18 protein-coding genes are annotated in these 20,808 nt (G+C 71.3%); 13 read left to right on the top strand and 5 right to left on the bottom strand.

The genetic code is table 11. From position 1 onward, the window contains the following. The first annotated feature begins 32 nt into the window (after window positions 1-32). Complete coding sequence (locus tag H9I49_RS06585; RefSeq protein WP_188029455.1) at window positions 33-1,343, top strand: adenylosuccinate synthase; 1,311 nt, start codon at window positions 33-35, stop codon at window positions 1,341-1,343. Continuing rightward, window positions 1,340-3,124 (top strand): lysine--tRNA ligase, encoded by a 1,785-nt coding sequence (gene lysS / locus H9I49_RS06590; RefSeq protein ID WP_188029456.1) that lies wholly within the window; start codon window positions 1,340-1,342, stop codon window positions 3,122-3,124. The genes H9I49_RS06585 and lysS overlap by 4 nt, the downstream gene beginning before the upstream one ends. 465 nt (window positions 3,125-3,589) lie before the next feature. Here the strand turns inward: lysS and H9I49_RS06595 are convergent, their stop codons facing one another. Continuing rightward, window positions 3,590-5,851 carry a UvrD-helicase domain-containing protein gene (locus H9I49_RS06595; protein WP_370587455.1) on the bottom strand — a complete coding sequence of 754 codons (2,262 nt, stop codon included), beginning with the start codon at window positions 5,849-5,851 and terminating at the stop codon, window positions 3,590-3,592. 127 nt (window positions 5,852-5,978) lie between these two features. Between H9I49_RS06595 and H9I49_RS06600 the strand changes: the two genes are divergently transcribed. The 4 genes from H9I49_RS06600 to H9I49_RS06615 are packed head-to-tail and all read left to right on the top strand — an operon-like array spanning window position 5,979 to window position 9,530. Then, window positions 5,979-6,608 carry a GNAT family N-acetyltransferase gene (locus H9I49_RS06600; RefSeq protein WP_188029458.1) on the top strand — a complete coding sequence of 210 codons (630 nt, stop codon included), beginning with the start codon at window positions 5,979-5,981 and terminating at the stop codon, window positions 6,606-6,608. A gap of 10 nt (window positions 6,609-6,618) precedes the next feature. Continuing rightward, entirely contained in the window at window positions 6,619-7,896 is a 1,278-nt protein-coding gene (purD, locus tag H9I49_RS06605; RefSeq protein WP_188029459.1) for a phosphoribosylamine--glycine ligase, read from the top strand. Between the two features lie 36 nt (window positions 7,897-7,932). Further along, the gene (locus tag H9I49_RS06610) at window positions 7,933-8,568 is read left to right on the top strand and encodes an RNA polymerase sigma factor (RefSeq protein ID WP_255523616.1); all 636 of its coding nucleotides are present in this window, start codon (window positions 7,933-7,935) and stop codon (window positions 8,566-8,568) included. A gap of 56 nt (window positions 8,569-8,624) precedes the next feature. After that, window positions 8,625-9,530: a phosphoribosylaminoimidazolesuccinocarboxamide synthase gene (locus H9I49_RS06615; protein WP_188029460.1), complete on the top strand. Its 906-nt coding sequence runs from the start codon at window positions 8,625-8,627 to the stop codon at window positions 9,528-9,530. Window positions 9,531-9,708: 178 nt separating this feature from the next. On the opposite strand, the gene H9I49_RS06620 is transcribed toward H9I49_RS06615, so the two are convergent. Further along, window positions 9,709-9,903 (bottom strand): hypothetical protein, encoded by a 195-nt coding sequence (locus H9I49_RS06620; protein ID WP_188029461.1) that lies wholly within the window; start codon window positions 9,901-9,903, stop codon window positions 9,709-9,711. Between the two features lie 121 nt (window positions 9,904-10,024). On the opposite strand from H9I49_RS06620, the gene H9I49_RS06625 reads away from it, so the two are divergent. From H9I49_RS06625 to purL, 5 genes are all read left to right on the top strand, one after another. Then, window positions 10,025-10,597 carry a GNAT family N-acetyltransferase gene (locus H9I49_RS06625; RefSeq protein WP_188029462.1) on the top strand — a complete coding sequence of 191 codons (573 nt, stop codon included), beginning with the start codon at window positions 10,025-10,027 and terminating at the stop codon, window positions 10,595-10,597. Window positions 10,598-10,638: 41 nt separating this feature from the next. Beyond that, window positions 10,639-11,265 carry a hypothetical protein gene (locus H9I49_RS06630; protein WP_188029463.1) on the top strand — a complete coding sequence of 209 codons (627 nt, stop codon included), beginning with the start codon at window positions 10,639-10,641 and terminating at the stop codon, window positions 11,263-11,265. A 94-nt stretch (window positions 11,266-11,359) separates the two neighbouring features. Next, window positions 11,360-11,662, top strand: a complete 303-nt coding sequence (gene purS, locus H9I49_RS06635) for a phosphoribosylformylglycinamidine synthase subunit PurS (protein WP_188029464.1) — start codon at window positions 11,360-11,362, stop codon at window positions 11,660-11,662. Then, window positions 11,659-12,354, top strand: a complete 696-nt coding sequence (gene purQ, locus H9I49_RS06640) for a phosphoribosylformylglycinamidine synthase subunit PurQ (RefSeq protein ID WP_188029465.1) — start codon at window positions 11,659-11,661, stop codon at window positions 12,352-12,354. Before purS ends, purQ begins: the two co-directional genes overlap by 4 nt. Beyond that, window positions 12,351-14,669 (top strand): phosphoribosylformylglycinamidine synthase subunit PurL, encoded by a 2,319-nt coding sequence (gene purL / locus H9I49_RS06645; protein ID WP_188029466.1) that lies wholly within the window; start codon window positions 12,351-12,353, stop codon window positions 14,667-14,669. Before purQ ends, purL begins: the two co-directional genes overlap by 4 nt. A gap of 63 nt (window positions 14,670-14,732) precedes the next feature. On the opposite strand, the gene H9I49_RS06650 is transcribed toward purL, so the two are convergent. Continuing rightward, on the bottom strand, window positions 14,733-16,346 hold the full coding sequence (locus tag H9I49_RS06650; protein WP_188029467.1) for a glycoside hydrolase family 32 protein: 1,614 nt from the start codon (window positions 16,344-16,346) through the stop codon (window positions 14,733-14,735). A gap of 336 nt (window positions 16,347-16,682) precedes the next feature. Here H9I49_RS06650 and H9I49_RS06655 point away from each other — a divergent pair, with 336 nt between their 5' ends. Beyond that, entirely contained in the window at window positions 16,683-18,275 is a 1,593-nt protein-coding gene (locus tag H9I49_RS06655) for a glycoside hydrolase family 68 protein (RefSeq protein WP_188029468.1), read from the top strand. 13 nt (window positions 18,276-18,288) lie between these two features. Here H9I49_RS06655 and H9I49_RS06660 read toward each other — a convergent pair whose 3' ends face one another. Next, window positions 18,289-19,107 (bottom strand): spermidine synthase, encoded by an 819-nt coding sequence (locus tag H9I49_RS06660; RefSeq protein ID WP_370587456.1) that lies wholly within the window; start codon window positions 19,105-19,107, stop codon window positions 18,289-18,291. Next, window positions 19,104-19,895, bottom strand: coding sequence for a GNAT family N-acetyltransferase (locus H9I49_RS06665; RefSeq protein ID WP_188029469.1), 792 nt, complete (start codon window positions 19,893-19,895; stop codon window positions 19,104-19,106). Before H9I49_RS06665 ends, H9I49_RS06660 begins: the two co-directional genes overlap by 4 nt. Window positions 19,896-19,917: 22 nt before the next feature. Between H9I49_RS06665 and H9I49_RS06670 the strand changes: the two genes are divergently transcribed. Then, a complete protein-coding gene (locus tag H9I49_RS06670) occupies window positions 19,918-20,799 on the top strand; it encodes an LLM class flavin-dependent oxidoreductase (RefSeq protein ID WP_188029470.1) in 882 nt (293 codons plus the stop codon). Window positions 20,800-20,808 lie beyond the last annotated feature (9 nt).

The raw sequence follows: 20,808 nt of genomic DNA on the forward strand, positions 1-20,808 counted from the left end.
GTTGGCTTGGACCACAACCGGAAGGCAGACCGATGCCGGCAATCGTGCTCGTCGGAGCGCAGTGGGGTGACGAGGGCAAGGGCAAGGCGACCGACCTGCTGGGCAGCAGCGTCGACTACGTCGTCAAGTTCAACGGCGGCAACAACGCCGGCCACACCGTCGTCATCGAGAAGAACGGCAAGCGCGAGAAGTACGCGCTGCACCTGCTGCCGTCCGGCATCCTCAGCCCCAACTGCGTGCCCGTCATCGGCAACGGGGTCGTCATCGACATCTCCGTCCTCTTCCAGGAGCTCGACGGCCTCGAGGCCCGCGGCGTCGACACGAGCAAGCTGCAGGTCAGCGCCAACGCGCACGTCATCCCGCCGTACAACCGGACGCTCGACAAGGTGACCGAGCGCTTCCTGGGCAGCCGCCGCATCGGCACCACCGGCCGCGGCATCGGCCCGACCTATGCCGACAAGATGAACCGCATCGGCATCCGCGTCCAGGACCTCTACGACGAGGGCATCCTGCGGCAGAAGGTCGAGGCCGCTCTCTCCGTCAAGAACCAGGTCCTGGCCAAGATCTACAACACGCGTGCCGCCGACGTCGACGAGGTGGTGGCCGAGCTCTTGTCGTATGCCGCCCGGCTCGCTCCCATGGTCACCGACACGGCGCTCGAGCTGGGTCGCGCCCTCGACCGGGGCGAGACCGTGCTCTTCGAGGCCGGTCAGGCCACGCTCCTCGACGTCGACCACGGCACCTACCCCTACGTCACGTCGAGCAATGCGGTCGCGGCCGGGGCATGCACCGGTTCAGGTGTCCCGCCGACCCGCATCGACTCGGTCATCGCGATCCTCAAGGCCTACACGACTCGCGTGGGCGAGGGGCCGTTCCCGACCGAGCTGCACGACGACATGGGCGAGTTCCTGCGCAAGACCGGCGCCGAGTTCGGCGTGACCACGGGGCGTCCGCGCCGGTGCGGCTGGCTCGACGTCGTCATCGGCCGCTACGCCCAGCGCATCAACGGGGTCACCGACTTCGTCATCACCAAGCTCGACATCCTCACGGGCCTCGAGAAGGTCCCGGTCTGCGTCGCCTACGACGTCGACGGCGTCCGTCACGACGAGATGCCCGTCAACCAGACCGACTTCCACCATGCGAAGCCGATCTACGAGGAGCTGCCCGGCTGGTGGGAGGACATCACCCACTGCCGCACGTTCGAGGACCTGCCCGCCAACGCCCAGGCCTACGTGCTTCGCGTCGAGGAGCTCATCGGGGCGCGCGTGTCGGCGATCGGTGTCGGCCCGGGCCGTGACGAGATCATCGAGCGCTTCCCGCTCAAGCCCGCCGTCGCATCATGACCGAGCAGGTCGCCCCGCTCGACTGGGTCACCCGGCTGGCCGACGAGGTGGTCGCGGAGGCGCAGGAGCGAAACCCCGGCGAGACCATCGTGTGTGCGTCGGGCATCAGCCCGTCCGGCCCGATCCACCTCGGCAACTTCCGTGAGCTCATCACGCCGCACCTCGTCGCCGACGAGATCAAGCGCCGCGGCATCCCGTGCGAGCACATCCTCAGCTGGGACGACTTCGACCGCTTCCGTCGCGTGCCGAGGAACCTCGCCGGCGTCGACGACTCGTGGGAGCAGTACATCGGTATGCCGCTCACCTCCGTGCCGCCGCCCGCCGGGTCGCCGCACGCGAGCTGGGCCGACCACTTCAAGGCGCCGCTGCTCGAGGCCATGGCCGCGACCGGCATCGAGGTGCGCGAGATCAGCCAGACCGAGCAGTACCGTGCCGGCGTCTACCGCGAGCCGGTGCTCCTCGCGATGCGCGAGCGCACGGCCATCGACAAGGTGCTCGACCAGTACCGCACCCTCGAGGCCGTCGAGGCCGCGCGCCAGAAGTCGACCGGCAAGGGCAAAGGCAAGGGCAAGGGCGGCGGCAAGGCCGCGACGCTCACCGTGGAGCAGGCCGCCGCGGCGACCGAGGCCGAGCGCGGCTCGGGCGCCGCCCTGGAGGACGACGGCAGCGAGGGCAAGGCGGGCTACTTCCCGTACAAGCCGTTCTGCACCGTGTGCGGCACCGACTTCACCACCGTCACGGCCTACGACGACGACACCCACGAGCTGACCTACGACTGCACGAAGTGCGGCCACACCGAGACCGTCGACCTCGACACGTTCACGAACGGCAAGCTCGTGTGGAAGGTCGACTGGCCGATGCGCTGGGCACACGAGCACGTCATGTTCGAGCCGTCCGGCGTGGACCACCAGAGCCCGGGGTCGAGCTTCGTCGTCGGCAAGGACCTCGCGCCGATCTTCGGTTGGGAGCGCCCGGTCGGCCCGATGTACGCGTTCGTCGGCATCGCGGGCATGGCGAAGATGAGCTCGAGCAAGGGCGGCGTACCGATCCCGAACGACGCCCTCGAGGTCATGGAGGCGCCGGTGCTGCGGTGGATCTACGCGCGACGCCGGCCCAACCAGAGCTTCGACGTCGCCTTCGGTCCCGAGCTGCAGCGCCTCTACGACGAGTGGGACGCCTTGGGCCGCAAGGTCGCCGACGGTTCAGCCCAGTCCGGCGACCTCGCCGCGCACCTGCGGGCGACGTCGACCGCGACGGCGACGCTGCCGGCGACGCCGCGCCCCATGCCGTTCCGCACCATCGCGTCGGTCATCGACGTGACGCAGGGCGACGAGGACCAGGCGGTCCGCATCCTGTCGGACCTCGACCCCGACAACCCGGTCGAGTCGACGGAGGACCTGCGCCCGCGCCTCGACTGCGCCGAGCGGTGGATGCTCGGCTACGTGCCGGCCGAGGACCGCACGATCGTGCGGTCCTCGCCCGACACCGAGCTGCTCGGCTCGCTCGACGAGCAGCAGCGCGAGTCGCTGCGCCTGCTCGTCGAGGGACTCGACGACCACTGGTCGCTCGACGGCCTGACCCACCTCGTCTACGGCGTGCCGAAGATCCAGCGCGGCATCGACCCGGAGGCCAAGGTCAAGGACCCGGAGCTGTCAGCCGCCCAGCGCGCGTTCTTCGTCCTCGTGTACCGGCTGCTCGTGGGCAAGGACACCGGACCGCGCCTGCCCACCCTGCTGCTCGCCGTCGGCGCCGACCGCGTGCGGACCCTCCTCGGTCACTGAGCCCGCCGGCCAACGCGCCTCGACGCGAGCCCGGACGAGCCCGGACGAGCCTGGACGAGCCCGGACATGGAAGCGGGCGAGGGGCGAGATGCAGGGGGGTTGCATCTCGTCCCTCGCCCGGTGCGTCGTCCACATTGGGGGGCGGGACTTCGCCGAACGCCAAGGGTCTCAGGGGGGAGGAGACGGCGGGGAGGGTAGGTTCGCACGCCCTGGCGTTGGACCAATCATCCCTCTCGCTCGGGGCCCAGTCGATGGTTCGAGCAATCCTTGAACAACTCTTTACCTAGACGGAAACGCGCCACTGCAGCCCATCCTGCGGATGCACCCGGGGAGAACCTGACAATGGGCGACACGAGCGCTTGACGACGGCGAAGTCTGCGGCGATCGGGCCGGAAATCAGGATCACGCAATCCGGACAGGGCGTCCGCCCCTCGGGCACGGCCTCTGCTCCCGGCTGCTGTGCAATCAGGACAGGACGGTCATCCGGTGCGCGGCCCGTGTCAGAGCGACGTAGAGCACGCGGATGCCGCCGGGCGACTCGCGGGTGATCTCGTCAGGGTCGACGACGACAGTGGCGTCGTACTCGAGGCCCTTCGTCGACATCGGGTCGACGACCTGGACCCGGCCGTCGCCGAGCTCGGCGACCGGCGCGAGCGCTGCCGCGTGGGCGGCCGGCGCGACGACCGCGATGGCGCCCTCGACCTGCGCGAGCAGCTCGACGACGGCGGCACGGACCGACGAGAACGGATCGGTGCCCAGCGCCGCCTCGACGGGCTCGACGCCGGTCTCGCGGACCGCCTGCGGGATGTCCGCGTCGGGCACCTCGCGGCGCACGACCTCGGCGGCGTAGTCGAAGATCTCGCGCGCATTGCGGTAGTTGGTGTCCATGTGGAACTGCTGCCGCGCCTGCGAGCCGAAGGCCTCCTCCCGCGCGTCGGCGGCCTCGGCGGCGTCGGGCCACGACGCCTGCGCGGCGTCGCCCACGACGGTCCACGACGCGTGCCGGCCCCTGCGGCCGATCATCCGCCACTGCATGGGGGAGAGGTCCTGCGCCTCGTCGACGAGCACGTGGGCGTACTCGTCGGGCTTGCCGACACGGCCGGCGAGGAGGCGCTCACGAGGCTCGGTCAGCACGAGGGGCGCGCCCGCCTCGCGGGCGGCGCTGACGACGGGCTGCACCTCGGTGACGCCGTACTGGCTGAGGTCGTCGAGCTCCTCGATCTCGTAGAAGCCGCGCTCCTCCTTCGGGGCGTCCTGCACGGGTCCGACGCGCGCAGCGACGTCGTCGACGAGGGCGACGTCGGCGACCGACCAGGCACCGGTCTCGAGAGCGAGGCGGAACGACGCGGCGAGAGCCTCGACCTCGTCGTCGCGCAGCGTGCCGCGGGCGTGCCGGCGCACGAGGGCGGGGTCGCCGAGCCAGAGCAGCACCTCGCGCGGGTCGACCTGCGGCCACCAGGCCTGCATGAACGACTCGACGTCGAGGTGGTCCTCCCACCGGTCGAGGAACTCGGCCTTGGCCTCACGCTCGCCCGTGATGCCGAGCGAGGCCCAGGCAGCCTCGCCGAGGGCGGCCTGCGCGGCGGCCGTCGCCGTGTTGCGCTGGTGCTGGCGCAGGACCTGCGAGCGCACCCGGTCGAGGTCGCGGGCCTCGAGACGCACGGGTCGGCCGGCGACCATGGCGCGGAACTCGGTGGGTCCGTCCGGGACGCGACCGCGGGACGCTGCACCCAGCAGCGTGCGGATGCGGGTGGAACCCTTGATCCGGGCGACAGCCGGAGGGTCGAGGCGCTCGGTGTGCACGACGTCGAGGACGTCGCCGAGGGCGCGGAGGATGACGCTCTCCTCGCCGAGCGAGGGAAGCACGCGCTCGATGTATGCCGTGTAGGCCCCCGAGGGGCCGACGACGAGGATGCCGCCCGACTCGAACCGGCGCCGGTCGGAGTAGAGCAGGTAGGCCGCCCGGTGGAGTGCGACGACGGTCTTGCCGGTGCCGGGGCCACCGGTGATCTCGGTGACACCCCGCGCGCTGGCGCGGATCGCCTCGTCCTGGTGGGCCTGGATCGTGGCGACGATGTCGCGCATGCGCTCGCCGCGGCTACGGGTCAGTGCGGCCATGAGTGCGCCGTCACCGACGACGACGAGGTCGTCGGGTGCCTCGGGGACCATGAGGTCGTCCTCGACCCCGATGACGGTCGTGCCGCGGCTGCGCAGCACGCGACGGCGAAGCACGCCCATCGGCTGCGTCGGGGTCGCCCGGTAGAAGGGCGAGGCGGCCGGGGCGCGCCAGTCGATGACGAGCGGCTCGTAGTCGTCGTCGCGGACGCCGAGGCGTCCGATGTAGCGGACCTCGCGGTCCTCGCTCGTGGCCTCCGACGCGGGCCGGTAGCCGTTGCCGGAGACGTCGCCGGTGGCGGCGGCTGCAGCCGCTCGCAGCATCGCGTGGTCGATGTCGAGTCGACCGAAGACGAGACCCTCGTACTGCGTGTCGAGCGCGGTGCGCCTCTTGGCGGCGTGGAACATCAGGGCGTCGCGCTCGAACAGGCCGGCGCCCTCGGCGTCGCCGACCTCGACGGACCGGCCGAACTGGCCGCGCGCCAAGCCCTCGGCCTGGACGACGTCCGCCCGCAGGCCGGCCTTCTCGAGCTCCTCGTGGACGCGGTCGACGTGGGCCTGCTCGACGGCGATCTCGCGGGCGAGCTCGTCGGGGATGCTCTTGGTCGCCACCGACGAGACATCGCGCGATCGGGTCGCGCTGCTCCGCTGGGACGATGCGTTCGAAGTGCTCACTGACATCCAAGGACTCGAGGGGTGCCGCAGGCGGCGCGGGAACCATCAAGTCTACTGTCATGTCATGCCAGCCACGCCTTGTGTCCCGCCGACCGGCGCGCCGCTCGTCGGCCGCGTCGTCCGCCTCGACGTGACGACGCCAGACGACGCGGCCGCGCTCTTCGCCGTCTACTCCGACCCGCGTTGCTACGAGCAGGGATACGCGATGACACGGCCGCACGAGACCGTCGCTGAGACGGAGGCGCTCGTGGCGGCGGCGGTGGCGGCTCGAGAGGCCGGCCGGACGGCCTACACGATCAGGCTGGTCGCCGACGGCGACCTCGGCCCGGCCGGCACGGTCGTCGGCACCAGCTCGCTCGGCGACGTCGACACGGTGCGCGAGCACGTGCACCTCGGGTGGACGATGTACGGCTCGCGCTGGTGGGGCACCGCCGTCAACCCGGAGAGCAAGCTGCTGCTGCTGCAGCACGCCTTCGACACGTGCGGGTTCGGCCGCGTCAAGATCCAGACCGACGTCATCAACGCGCGCTCCCGCGCCGCGATCCTCAAGCTCGGCGCGACGTTCGAGGGGATCACGCGGCGCGACGTGAGACGCGCCGACGGGTCCTGGCGCGACTCCGCCGTGCACTCGATCCTCGTCGACGAGTGGCCCACGGTGCGAGCGGGTCTGAGGGCCCGCCTCAGCGACCAATAGGCTGTCGGCCGTGAAGGTCCTCGTGCTCGGCTCCGGTGCCCGTGAACACGCAATCGTCAAGGCGGTCGCGGCCGACCCCGAGGTGGACGCGGTGATCGCCGCGCCCGGCAACCCCGGCATCGACGCGACCGCGCTGTGCGTCCAGGTCGACATCCTCGACGGCGCCGCGGTGGCGGCGCTCGCTCGCGAGCACGGGGTCGACCTCGTCGTCGTGGGCCCCGAGGCGCCGCTCGTCGCAGGCGTCGCCGACGTATGCCGTGAGGCCGGGTTCGCCGTCTTCGGTCCCTCTGCCGAGGCGGCTCGTCTCGAGGGAAGCAAGTCCTTCGCCAAGGAGGTCATGGCCGCGGCCGACGTGCCGACCGCCCTCGCCCACGTGTGTACGACGATGGACGAGGTCGAGGCCGCCCTCGACGCGCTCGGCGCCCCGCACGTCGTGAAGGACGACGGCCTGGCCGCCGGCAAGGGCGTCGTCGTCACCGACTCCCGCGAGACCGCCGTCGAGCACGCCCGCGCCTGCCTCGCCAAGGCCGACGGCCGCCTCGTCGTCGAGGAGTTCCTCGACGGCCCCGAGGTCTCCGTCTTCTGCATCAGCGACGGCGAGACCGTCGTCGCCCTCTCGCCGGCCCAGGACTTCAAGCGCGTCGGAGACGACGACGCCGGCCCCAACACCGGCGGCATGGGTGCCTACTCGCCACTCGAGTGGGCGCCGGCCGGGCTCGCCGACGACATCGTCGCCCGGGTCGCGCAACCGACGATCGACGAGATGCGCCGCCGCGGCACACCGTTCGTCGGCGTCCTCTACGTCGGGCTCGCGCTGACGTCGCGCGGCCCCAAGGTCATCGAGTTCAACGCGCGCCTCGGCGATCCCGACGGGCAGGCGTCGATCGCCCGCCTCGAGACCCCCTTCGCGCAGCTCCTCTTCGCGGCGGCCACCGGCGGTCTGGCCGACTTCGGCCGGTTGCGTTGGTCGAGCGACCACGCCGTCGTCGTGGTCGTCGCGTCCGAGGGCTACCCGACGTCGCCGCGGACCGGCGACCCGATCATCGGGCTCGACGCCGCCGCCGAGGTGCCCGGCGTCGTCGTGCTCCACGCCGGCACCGCCCTCGACGGTTCGGGCACGCTCGTGTCAGCCGGGGGTCGCGTCCTCGACGTCGTCGCCGTGGCGCCGTCGCTGGCCAAGGCCCGCCGCGCCGCATACGACGCGGTGGACGTCATCGAGCTCGCGGGGTCGCACCACCGCACCGACATCGCGTCCAAGGCGGACCGCGGCGAGATCAGTCTCGGCTGAGGCGAACCCTCCCGGCCGAGCCGGACTCTCCCAGTCATGAGCACCGTGACCGTGGTCCGAGGAGGTCCGATGGCCGAGCCCGGCGGAGTGTCGGTCGATCGCGAGCTGTGGGTCCGGCTGGCCGACGCCGACGACGCAGCGCTGACCGAGCTGTACCGGCGGCACTGCGACGCCGTCTACAACTTCGCGTTCCGGCGCACGGCGTCCTGGGCCGCCGCGGAGGACGTCGTGCAGGCGACCTTCACCTCCCTCTGGCGACGCGCACGCGTCGGCACGGTGGACGAGCTGCGGGCCGAGTCGGCCCGGGCCGTGCTGCTGGTGATGGCGGGGCACGAGTGCGCCAACGTCGCGCGCTCGGCTCGGCGGCAGCGGCTGCTGCACGGGCGCCTCGAGGCTGACGCAGGGGGCGCGGTCTCGGCCGACCACGCTGCCTCCACCGCGGCGCGCGTCGACGACGAGCAACGCATGAGCGAGGTGCGCCGCGCCCTGAGCCTCATCCCGGTGGTGCAGCGGGAGGCGGTAGAACTGGTGGTCTGGTCGCACTGCTCCATGGCCGAGGCGGCCGGCGCGCTCGGCGTCCCGGTCGGGACCGTGAAGTCCCGGCTCCACCGGGCTCGTCAGAGCCTCACGAACCTGATCGAGATCGAGGCCCTCAAGGAGGCCCTGTCATGAACCTGCCCCTTCCCCCCGAACGCCCTCTGCCCGATCGTCTGAGCAGATGGCAGGCTGTGCGCGTGACCGACCTACCGCTTGACCTCCCCGGCTACGAGCACGTCTACTCCGGCAAGGTGCGCGACCTCTACGCGCCGCTGGGCGAGGGCGGGCAGGTGGTCGCCGACCAGCTGCTGCTCGTCGCGTCCAACCGGCTCTCGGCGTACGACTGGATGATGTCGCCCGAGATCCCCGACAAGGGCGCCGTGCTGACCCGACTCTCGCTGTGGTGGTTCGACCAGCTCGCGGACCTCGTGCCCAACCACGTCATCTCGACGGACGTGCCTGACGCCGTTGCCGGTCGCGCCGTCCTCGTGCGCAAGCTCGACATGCTCAAGGTCGAGGCCATCGCCCGCGCCTACCTCACCGGTGGCGGGCTGGAGGAGTACCGCGAGAAGGGCTCCGTCTCGGGCGTCGCGTTGCCCGAGGGTCTCGTCGACGGCTCGAAGCTGCCCGAGCCGGTCTTCACGCCCACGACCAAGGCGCCCGTGGGGGAGCATGACCTCCCGATGGGCCCGGAGGAGGTCGAGGCGGAGCTGGGCGCCGACGTGGCCGCGGAGGTGTCGCGACTGACCAGGGCGATCCTGGCGCGCGGCAACGAGATCGCTGTCGAGCGCGGCATCCTCATCGCCGACACCAAGGTGGAGTTCGGGGTTGCGCACGACGGCACCGGCGGTCTCGTCCTCGCCGACGAGGTGCTGACCCCGGACTCGTCGCGCTTCTGGCCGGCCGAGCTTTGGGAGCCCGGGCACCCCCAGCCGTCGTACGACAAGCAGTTCGTGCGCGACTGGCTCACCTCGCCCGAGTCGGGCTGGGATCGCAAGGCGGGCGGCCCCCCGCCGGAGCTGCCGGCGCACGTCGTCGAGCAGACTCGGGCGAAGTACGTCGAGGCGTACGAGCGTCTCACCGGCGAGTCGTTCTGACCGTCACCCGACGAGCTCGACGTGCACGTCGTGGCGCCGGTAGAGCTCGACACGTAGGAGTGGCCGGTCGGTGTCGTGACGGGAACGGTGTGAGGCCGCGAGCCTGCCACGCCGGCACCGCTCGTCACCGCACCACTCGCGCCTGGCCAGGTGCGACGACCGTTGACGTCCAGCCCGGCTACTCCTTGACGAGGTTGCGGCGCACGCAGAGTCCCTGGCCGTTGGCCGCGCTGCTCGCGCCGAGGGTTCCCGTGTCCGCGGCAGCACGCGCGGCCTTCGCGCGTTCGAGCGCGTCGATGCTCGAGATGAGGTCAGCGGGCGGGCCGTCGGCGTCGACTGCCTCCGCCTCACGATGCGCCACGCTGCTGGACATGTGTTCGACTCCAGCGTTTCCCTGCGACAGTCGCCCGCCTTCATCCACAGCGAGTTCGCTTGACCTTCAACGCATTCCGCGCTCACGTCCCATTGTCGGCACTGCGTGCGAAGATGACGGCATGTCTGCTCTTCCCGTGGCCGTCGCGCGAGGCTCCGTCAACGGCCAGGCACAGCCGAGCATCCCGGCTGGTGAGCACCTCACCCTCCGCCCCTTCCGCTACGCCGACGCCGAGGTGCTCGTGCGGGCGTACGCCGACCCGGCGATCCAACGCTGGCACCGTCGGTCCATGACCCACGACGAGGCCCTCGAGTGGGTACGCGGTCGCGCGCACGCGCGCTGGGCCGAGGAGACGGGCGCCGAGTGGGCGGTGGTCGACCGCGCTGACCGCATCGTCGGGCGCGTCGGCCTGCCCGTCCTCCACCTGCGCGAGGGTCTGTCCGAGGTCGGCTACTGGGTCCTGCCCGAGGGGCGCGGCAGGGGTGTCGCCGGGCGTGCGCTCACCGCGATGACGGACTGGCTCTTCGCCCTCGGCGTGCACCGGGTCGAGCTCATGCACTCGGTGCACAACGAGCCGTCGTGCCGCGTCGCCGAGAAGAACGGCTTCGAGCTCGAGGGCACGCGGCGCTCGGCGCTGTTGCACCCGGACGGCTGGCACGACATGCACCTGCACGCGCGCCTCGCGCCCGACTGACCGCGAGGAGTCCTCAGGCGCTGCTGTGGCACGCTGGGCGCATGACCGAACCCGTCGCCGACAAGGCCCCCGCCGCCGCCGAACGCTACGTGCTGCGGCAGAAGCTCACGCTCATGGTCAACCGCTACGAGATCATCCGCGCCGACGAGCACGGCAACGAGCTCGGTCTGCTCTGCTTCGCCGAGCAGAAGCGGATGGCGTTCAAGGAGCAGGTCACCTTCTACACGGACTCCGCCAAGACCCACCCGCTCTTCGGCTTCAAGGCCCGCAAGCGCATCGACCTCGGCTCCGGCTACGACGTGACCGACGGCAACGGCCAGCCGATCGGCTACTTCAAGAAGCAGTTCGGCGCCTCGCTCCTCAACTCGACGTGGACGCTCGCGCTGCCCGACGGGCGCGAGTTCATCGGGCGAGAGCGCAACAAGAAGGTCGCCATCGCGCGGCGTCTCTGGGAGGTGCTCCCCGTCGTCAACGACCTGCCGGGGCCGTTCCTCTTCCACTTCGACTTCACGGCCCCCGACGGGTCGGTCGCCCTCAGCTCCGACAAGAAGGTCGGGCTCAAGGACGTCTACCACGTGACGCTCCCGGCACTCGCCGACGGCAAGCCCATCGACTGGCGGGTCGGCATGGCGATGGCGGTCGCGCTCGACGCCCTCCAGTCCCGCTGAGACGGTGTCCGGGGGGCCCGCGGCGCCCGATATAGACTCTGGGCGTCCTCTGGGACGCCTCCATCCCCATCCAGCGCAGGGAGAAGCACCACTGATGGGAAGCATCGTCGTCGACGTCATGCTCAAGCCCGAGATCCTCGACCCGCAGGGACAGGCCGTCGGTGGCGCCCTTCCGCGCCTCGGGTTCAACGGTTTCACCGACGTCCGCCAGGGCAAGCGCTTCGTGCTCATCGTCGAGGGTGACGTCACCGACGCGCACCTCGACGCGGCCCGCGAGGCCGCCGAGACCCTCCTGTCCAACCCGGTCATCGAGGACGTCGTCTCGGTGCGCGCGCTCGACGAGAGCGGGACCGAGGGTGACGACGGGCAGGACGACGCACAGGACGACGCACAGTGAAGATCGGCGTCGTCACATTCCCAGGTTCGCTCGACGACCGTGACGCGGCGCGCGCCGTGCGCGAGTGCGGCGGCGAGGCCGTCTCCCTGTGGCACGGCGACGCCGACCTCAAGGGCGTCGACGCCGTCATCCTCCCCGGCGGCTTCTCCTACGGCGACTACCTCCGCTGCGGCGCGATCGCGCGCTTCGCCCCGGTCATGGATGCCCTCGTGCCCGCGGCGCAGGGCGGCCTGCCGGTCCTCGGCATCTGCAACGGCTTTCAGGTGCTCACCGAGAGCCACCTGCTCCCCGGCGCGCTGATCCGCAACGACCACCGCAAGTTCAACTGCGTCGACCAGCGCCTCGTCGTCGAGAACGCGACGACGGCCTGGACCGCCGACTTCGAGGCGGGCCAGGAGATCACCATCGTCCTGAAGAACGGCGAGGGTGGTTTCGTCGCCGACGAGCACACGCTCGACACGCTCGAGGGCGAGGGGCGCGTCGTCTTCCGCTACGTCCCCGATGAGCAGGGCCGCAACCCCAACGGGTCCTACCGCCACATCGCCGGCATCACCAACGAGCGCGGCAACGTCGTCGGCCTCATGCCGCACCCGGAGCACGCGGTCGAGGAGGGCTTCGGCCCGAGCCTCGACGGCCGCGGTTTCTTCACCTCGATCATCAAGCAGACCCTCGAGAGCGCAGCGAACGCATGAGCGACACCCAGACCGTCCCGCAGGCGCCGGCGGTGCCCGTCCTCGACACCGTCGAGCATGCCGCCGCCACTCCCGACGTCGACCAGCCGTGGGCCGAGCTCGGCCTCAAGCCCGACGAGTACGCCAACATCCGCGAGATCGTCGGCCGCCGCCCCACCATCGCCGAGCTCGCCATGTACTCCGTCATGTGGAGCGAGCACTGCTCCTACAAGTCGAGCAAGGTCCACTTCTCGCTCTGGGGCGAGAACACGACCGACGAGATGCGCGAGAAGCTCCTCGTCGGCATCGGTGAGAACGCCGGCGTCGTCGACATCGGTGACGGCTGGGCCGTGACCTTCAAGGTCGAGTCGCACAACCACCCGTCCTACGTCGAGCCCTACCAGGGCGCCGCGACCGGTGTCGGCGGCATCATCCGCGACATCATGTCGATGGGTGCCCGCCCGATCGCCGTCATGGACCCGCTCCGCTTCGGCAACCTGCACCATCCGGACACCCAGCGCGTCCTGCCGGGCGTCGTCGCCGGCGTCGGCGGCTACGGCAACTGCATCGGCCTGCCCAACATCGGCGGCGAGGTCGTCTTCGACGACTGCTACCAGGGCAACCCGCTCGTCAACGCCCTGTGCGTCGGCGCCATGCGCGTCGAGGACATCCACCTCGCCAAGGCGTCGGGCGTCGGCAACAAGGTCATCCTCTTCGGTGCCAAGACGGGCGGCGACGGCATCGGCGGTGTGTCGGTGCTCGCCTCAGAGACGTTCGACGAGGGCGGCCCGACGAAGCGCCCCGCCGTGCAGGTCGGCGACCCGTTCGCCGAGAAGGTGCTCATCGAGTGCTGCCTCGACCTCTACAAGGCGGGCGTCGTCGACGGCATCCAGGACCTCGGTGGCGCCGGGCTCTCGTGCGCGACAAGCGAGCTCGCCTCCAACGGTGACGGTGGCATGCAGGTCGAGCTCGACCTCGTGCCCCTGCGCGACGCGAGCCTGCAGCCGCAGGAGATCCTCATGTCCGAGTCGCAGGAACGCATGATGGCGGTCGTCGAGCCGAAGCACCTCGAGCAGTTCCTCGCGATCACCGACCGTTGGGACGTCGAGGCGACCGTCATCGGTGAGGTCACCGACGGCGACCACCTCGTCATCACGTGGCACGGGGAGGTCATCGTCGACGTGCCGCCGCGCTCGGTCGCCCACGAGGGGCCGACGTACAACCGCCCGCTGGCCCGGCCGGCATACCTCGACGAGCTCAACGCGTCGGGCACCGCCTCGCTCGCCAAGCCGGAGACGGGCGACGAGATCCGCTCCCAGCTGCTGACGCTCATCGGCTCGCCCAACCTCTGCGACAAGTCGTGGGTCACCGACCAGTACGACCGCTACGTCCTCGGCAACACGGCGCTCGCCCAGCCGGACGACGCCGGCGTCGTGCGCGTCGACGAGGAGACGGGCCGTGGCGTCGCCGTCGCGACCGACTGCAACGGCCGGTTCGCCAAGCTCGACCCGTATGCGGGTGCGCAGCTCGCGCTCGCCGAGGCGTACCGCAACGTCGCCACCGCCGGTGCAGCGCCGCTCGCCGTCACCGACTGCCTCAACTTCGGCTCGCCGGAGGACCCGGGCGTCATGTGGCAGTTCCGCGAGGCGATCCGCGGCATCGCCGAGGGCTGCAAGTTCCTCGGCATCCCGGTGACGGGCGGCAACGTGTCGTTCTACAACCAGACCGGTGACGTCGCGATCCACCCGACCCCCGTCATCGGGGTGCTCGGGGTCATGGACGACGTCTCGAAGCGGTCCGGCTCCGGCTTCCGCAGCGAGGACGCCCACGTCTACCTCCTCGGCACGACGCGCGACGAGCTCGACGGGTCCGAGTGGGCGCACGTGATCCACAAGCACCTCGGCGGCCTGCCGCCCCAGGTCGACCTCGCCGCCGAGCAGGCGCTAGGGCGGGTCCTCGTCGAGGCGGCCGGCGCCGGTGTCGTCGAGGCGGCGCACGACCTGTCCGACGGCGGGCTGGCCATCGCGCTGGCCGAGGCGTGCATGCGCCACGGCATCGGCGTGACGGTCGACGCCCTCGACCGCGTCGGCGTCGACGCAGACGGCAACCCGCTCGACGCGTTCACGGCACTCTTCTCCGAGTCGACGGCCCGCGCGCTCGTCGCGGTCCCGGCAGGCCGCGCCGCCGAGTTCGAGGCGATGCTCGGCGACGTGCCGCACGCCCGCATCGGCGTCACGGGCGGCCGCGACCTCGAGGTCCCGGGCGTCTTCTCGGTCTCCGTCGCCGAGCTCAAGTCCGCCCACGAGTTCACGCTGCCGGCGGTCTTCGGCGCCTGACCTGCCGCTGCCGGCCGGCTCGACGGAAGGCCCCGCCCGAATGCCGGGTGGGGCCTTCCCCCTTCAGGTGAGCTGGACGGGGCGGATCGGGGCGGCCCACGCCGCGTGCACGGTCGCGGATCCCTGCGTCTGGAGCTCGATCGTGGTGACCTCGTCGAGGTCGGTGGCCGCGGAGAGGCTGAGCAGGCCGTCGGCAGCGAAGACCTCCACGCTGCGGCGGTCGACCAGGACGGTGAGGCGGAGGCGACCTGCGTGCGACGGCACGGGACCGCGGTGGGCCGAGGTCCACGTCGGTCCGAGCCGGCGATCTCGTGCTGGTGTCCGAGTCACTGCGACGTCCCGGCCCGGGCTCGCCTCGAGGCTCACGGCGCCGCCTGCGCGGTCGAGCAGGTGAAGAGTCCACGCTGCCGCGCTCTCCACGTCGACCTCGAGGCGGAAGCTGTCGCTCGGTGTCGGCCGCCCGGCGGTGCTCCGGCTCGGGGCACCTGCCGTGCGGAAGGGGAGCGCGGTCGCGGCGCCGGTGATCGCGTCGAGCTCGTCCACCGGCCGGCTCGAGAGCAGAGGTCCACCGGGGTCCCCGGAGACCAGGGCGAGGCGCCGGACGACGGACTGCGCGCCTCCGGCATGGCTGCCGGAGGCTCGCTCGCGTGCGTAGGCCCAGTTGTTGAGCCAGCCGATCGCGAGGCGGGAGCGGAACCGGTCAGGCGGCGGCATGCGCTCGTCGGGCCAGGTCACGGCGGCATACAGGTCGGGCCCGTGGTCGAGCCAGCGCTCGGGCGTGCCGTCGGGTGTGAACCGCGTGCCGTCCCAGCGTCCGGTCCAGTAGGCGACGCCGGTCGTGCGTCCGCGCTCAGCGCCGTTCGCGCTGGCGAGAAGCACCCAGGTGCGTCGTGCCGGGTCACCGTCGACGTCGAGCTCGAAGAGGTCAGGACACTCGAGCACGCCGAGGCCTTCGATGCCGAGGTCGGAGCGGTACGTCCAGTCACGCAGGTCGGGGGAGGTGTAGAAGCCGAGCCGGTGGCCCTCGGCAAGGACCATGACCCACTGGTCGCGCTCGTCGTCGCGGATGATCTTCGGGTCGCGGAAGTCGGCGCTCGCCGGGGTGCCCGGGTTGTCGATCACCGGGTTGCCGGGCACTGCGGTGAAGGTCGCGCCACCGTCATCGGAGACGAAGAGCGACTGGCGTTGTATGCCGTCCGCCTGCTGGGTGGCCATCGCGACGACGGCGCCGACGCCGAGACCCGCGCTGCCAGACTGGTCGACGACGGCGCTGCCGGACTCGATGTCGCCCAGACGGTCGGTGTACTTCCGGATCGAGGTCCCGGCGTCCCGCCAGGCGACGAGGTCGGTGCTCGTGGCGCGTCGCCAGTCGGTGCCGTTCCCGGTCGGGTGGTCGGAGTTGTGGAGGTACCAGATGCTCCACACCCCGTCGACGAGAATCGGCCGTTGCGGGTCGTTCATCCACCGGGTCGGCGCGGTGAGGTGGTAGCCGGGCGCGTCGTCCGGTGCGCCTGCCGGGCGCGCGAAGCCGTCGGCCGGCTCCCCGGTGGCGCGGCCGGTTGCCGGACCGGGCGAGCACGCGGCCAGCGCGGCTGCTGCGGTCAGGCCGAGGCCTGTGGACAGGACTGCCCTGCGGGTGGGTGGCGAAGGATTCTCGGCCGCCCGGGGGAGTTGCATGAGCTGCTCCGGTTGGTTGACGGTCGGTCGGCCCGGCCGCAGGCGCCTCCCGTCCCCGGACGGAAGGGCACCCGCGCCGGGGACGCGGGGCCCGCACCTGGAGCCCAACCTGTTGACTGAACCAGAGCCTCGCGTCTCATCGACCGTAGGGGAGGCGAAACCTACGACCAAGTAGGGGCGTCCGGATCCCGGAAACCCCCGCGTCCCCCTCGTGGGCCGGGCGACCGGGATTTTGACAACGTTGTCACCAAGCCCCTACCTTCGTCGCCGCACCCGGAACCCGATCTCACCGCCCGACCCGCGCACCTCGAGCCGCGGGTCATCGAAGGGGAGAACATGTCGTTCCACACCCGCTCTCTCAAGGGAGCACTGGCCGCCGGAGTCGCGGCCGCCGGCTTGGTCATCACGGCCGGCGCCGGTGCCATGGCGGCACCGAACTCACCTGTCAGCAAAGCGGTTCCGGGATTTCCGGAGCCCACGACCCACTCGCAGCAGGCGTACGATCCCGAGTCCGACTTCACCGCGAAGTGGACCCGCGCCGACGCCCGCCAGCTCAAGGCGATGTCCGACCCCAGCGCGGGACCGCGCGAGAACTCCATGCCCGAGGACTACACGGCACCCACGGTGCCCCAGGACTTCCCGGACATGAGCAATGGCAAGGTCTGGGTCTGGGACACGTGGCCGCTCACCGACGCCGCGGCGCACCAGTACAGCTTCAAGGGCTGGGAGGTCGTCTTCTCGCTCGTCGCCGACCGCAAGCTCGGCTTCGACGCCCGGCACACGTACGCCAAGATCGGCTTCTTCTACCGGAAGGCCGGCATCCCCGCTTCGCAGCGGCCGGCCAACGGTGGCTGGACCTACGGCGGCCTCGCCCTTCCCGAGGGCGTGTCCGGCTCGGTCTTCGAGGACCAGTCGTACTCACACCAGACGCAGTGGTCCGGCTCGGCGCGCATCTTCAAGAACGGCGAGATCAAGCTGTTCTACACGGACGTCGCCTTCTACCGGAACTCCGACGGCTCGGACCGCAAGCCGTACGACCCGCGGATCGTCATGACCCCCGGGAAGATCCACGCCAACAGCAAGGGCGTGTGGTTCAGCGGCTTCGAGACCCAGAACGAGCTGCTCAAGGCAGACGGCAAGTGGTACCAGAACGGCGCACAGAACCCGTACTTCAACTTCCGCGACCCGTTCACGTTCCATGACCCGGCCCACCCCGGAAAGACGTACATGGTCTTCGAGGGCAACACGGCGACGCAGCGAGGCACACGCGAGTGCACCGAGGGCGACATGGGCTACCAGCCCGGCGACCCTCACGCCGAGACGGCCGACGAGGCGATGGACCGCGGTGCGAACCTGCAGATGGCGAACGTAGGCCTGGCCGTGGCGGAGAACAACGACCTGACGAAGTGGCACTTCCTGCCGCCGATCCTCTCGGCGAACTGCGTCACCGACCAGACCGAGCGACCGCAGATCTACCTCAAGGACGGCAGGTACTACCTCTTCACGATCAGCCACCGCAGCACGTTCGCGGCGGGCGTCGATGGTCCTGAGGGTGTCTACGGCTTCGTGGGCAAGGGCATCCGCAGCGACTTCCAGCCGGTCAACCGCGGCTCGGGGCTCGCGCTCGGCAACCCGACGAACCTCAACTACGCCACGGGGTTCCCGTTCGACCCGGACTACAACCAGCACCCGGGTGCGTTCCAGGCGTACTCGCACTACGTCATGCCGAACGGGCTCGTCCAGTCCTTCATCGACACGATCGGGACGAAGGACGACTTCCGGCGCGGCGGCACGCTCGGCCCGACGGTGCGCATCGACATCGAGGGTGACACCACCAAGGTCGACCGGTCGTACGGCAACGGCGGGCTCGGTGGCTTCGCCGATGTACCGGCCGACCGTGACCTCAAGCCGGGCGATCCGGTGAGCTGACCCGACCCGTCAGTCAGCGGGCCCGCCACTTCCCGGCCTCGGGCGGTGGCGGGCTCTGCATTCCCTTCTCGTCGAAGGGTTTCGCGCCGGCGAGCAACCGCGTCAGTGCGGCTCCCTCCCGTAGTCCCGTCGGGAGGTTGGCGCGCGCGACGGCGCGCCGGAGCGTCTCGCCCGGAAGGGGCGAGGCGCTCGCGAGGAGGACCACGTTGCCGAACCGGCGTCCCTTGAGCACCTCATGCGTCGCGACGAGCGCCACGTGCGGCAGGCAGCCCTCGACGGTCGCGACGACGCGGGCGACCCACCGCAGGCCCGGCTCGTCGGCGAGGTTCCACAGGGCCAGGCCGCCCGACCGCACGACCCTGCTGACCTCCTCGACGTATGCCGTGCCGACCAGCTCAGGCGGGACGCGCCCTCCGGCGTACGCGTCCGTCACGACGACGTCGGCCGAGTCCTCCCTGAGCGCGCGCACACCCGTGAGCCCGTCGACGGGCCGCACCCGGATGCGGTGGCGCCGGGGCAGCGGGACCTCACGACGCACGAGCTCCGTGAGCGCGGCATCGGGCTCGAGAACGATCTGCGGCGACCCGGGGCGCGTCGCCTCGACCCACCGGGGAAGGGTGAGCCCCGCGCCACCCACGTGCGTCACGCCGAGCGGGTCGGGCGCCGGAGCCACGGCCTCGACCGCGAGCGCCAGGTGCTGGACGTACTCGAAGACGAGGAGGGTCGGGTCGTCGGGCTGGACGTGCGACTGCGGCGAGCCGTCCATGTGCACGGTGACGCCGCCGCGCACGTCCCACTCGAGCGAGACCCGCTCGGCCGAGGGCGTCGTCACGAGAGGTCGAGGACGAGCTGGCGTTCCTCGCCGTACCGCGTGAACCCGGCTCTGCGGAGGATCGGCGACGACGTGTCGACCACGCCGTGGGTGAGGCCGAGCGTGGCACCGGTGGCGCGTGCGGCGCGCAGCCGAGCGTCGAGGACGGCGCGGTAGGCGCCCCGACCGCGGACCGAGCGGTGCGTGCTGCCACCCCAGAGACGGCATACCTCGCCGGCGAGCGTGTAGCCCCCCGTGCCCGCGGGACGTCCGTCGACGTAGGCGACCCACCGTCCGGTCGAGTCGTCGACGAGACCGCGCTGGACCTCGACGAGCGCAGTGGCGACCTGGTCGTCGGTCGGGGGCTCGCCGCCGAACGCGTCGGTGCCGACCACGATGGCGTCGCGCACCGTCTGCTCGTCGGTGACGCGGCGCACGTCAACGTCGTCAGGCACCGCGAGGTCGGGCACGCCGTCCGCCAGCAGCAGCGCGAGCACGTCCATCCGCTCCACGACGCTCGCGCCTCGCGCCAGGAGCACCTCCTCGAGGTCCGGCGGACGCGTGAACTCGGAGAGGCGCCACCAGAGCCGCTCGCGACGCCACCCGAGCGCGACCGCGCAGATCTCGTCGGCGAGCGAGGCGGCATCCCGCTCGGAGCCGAAGACCCGCGCCGATGTGGGAGTGAGGAAGTAGTCGGGGTAGGCGACGACGAGGTACTCCCCGTTGCGCACGTGGGGCGCGCCGTCCGGCACCCAGGTCCACTCGTTGGAGGCGGCGAGCACGGCCTCGGCGTCCCAGTTCGTCGTCACCCCGACAGGCTACGGTCGGCGCATGCGATTCGGTCTGGCGATCCTGCCCGAGCACCCCTGGTCCGTGGCCGAGCCGATGTGGCGCGAGGCCGAGCTGATGGGCTTCGACCACGCCTGGACCTTCGACCACGTCACCTGGGAGGGGCTGCCCGACTCCCCGTGGTTCGGTGCCGTGCCGACGCTCGCGGCGGCGGCCGCCGTCACGGAGCGGATCGCCCTCGGCACCTTCGTGTCGTCTCCCAACAACCACCACCCTGTCCAGTTCATGCGCGAGGTGCTGGCGCTCGACGACATCTCCGGTGGCCGCTTCCTCCTCGGTGTCGGCTCCGGCGGCGACCTCGACTCGCGCCTCACGGGTGAGGACCTCCCGCTGCGCGACCGCGTCGCCCGCTTCCACGAGTTCACCGGCCTGCTCGACCGTCTCCTCAGCGACGACCACGTCACCGCAGAGGGCCGTTTCTACACGGCGCGCGACGTGAGCACGCTCCCGGGCCCGGTCCGTGGTGGCGACACCGGCAACCGCGTGCCGCTGGTCATCGCCGCCAACGGTCCGAAGTCGATCCGGCTCGCGGTCGAGCGCGGTGACGGCTGGATGACCTACGGCGGCACCGCCGACACCGACGAGGACTGGTGGGCCCTCGTGGCGAGCCACAGCCGGCGCGTCGACGACGCGATCGAGGTCGCCGGCCGCTCGCCCTCGGAGCTCGACCGCTACCTCAACCTGGACTCCGCTCCGACGTTCTCCCTGACGAGTGCCGCCGCGTTCGAGGACGCCGTCGGCCGCGCCGCCGAGCTCGGCTTCACCGACGTCATCACGCACTGGCCGCGCCCGACCGAGCCGCTCCGCGGCAGCCGCGCCGTGCTCGACGAGGTCGCCGCGCACGTCATGCCTCGGCTGCGCTGACGCCCGGGC

The sequence above is a fragment of the Terrabacter sp. MAHUQ-38 genome, from assembly GCF_014518425.1.
Classification (GTDB): Bacteria; Actinomycetota; Actinomycetes; order Actinomycetales; family Dermatophilaceae; genus Terrabacter.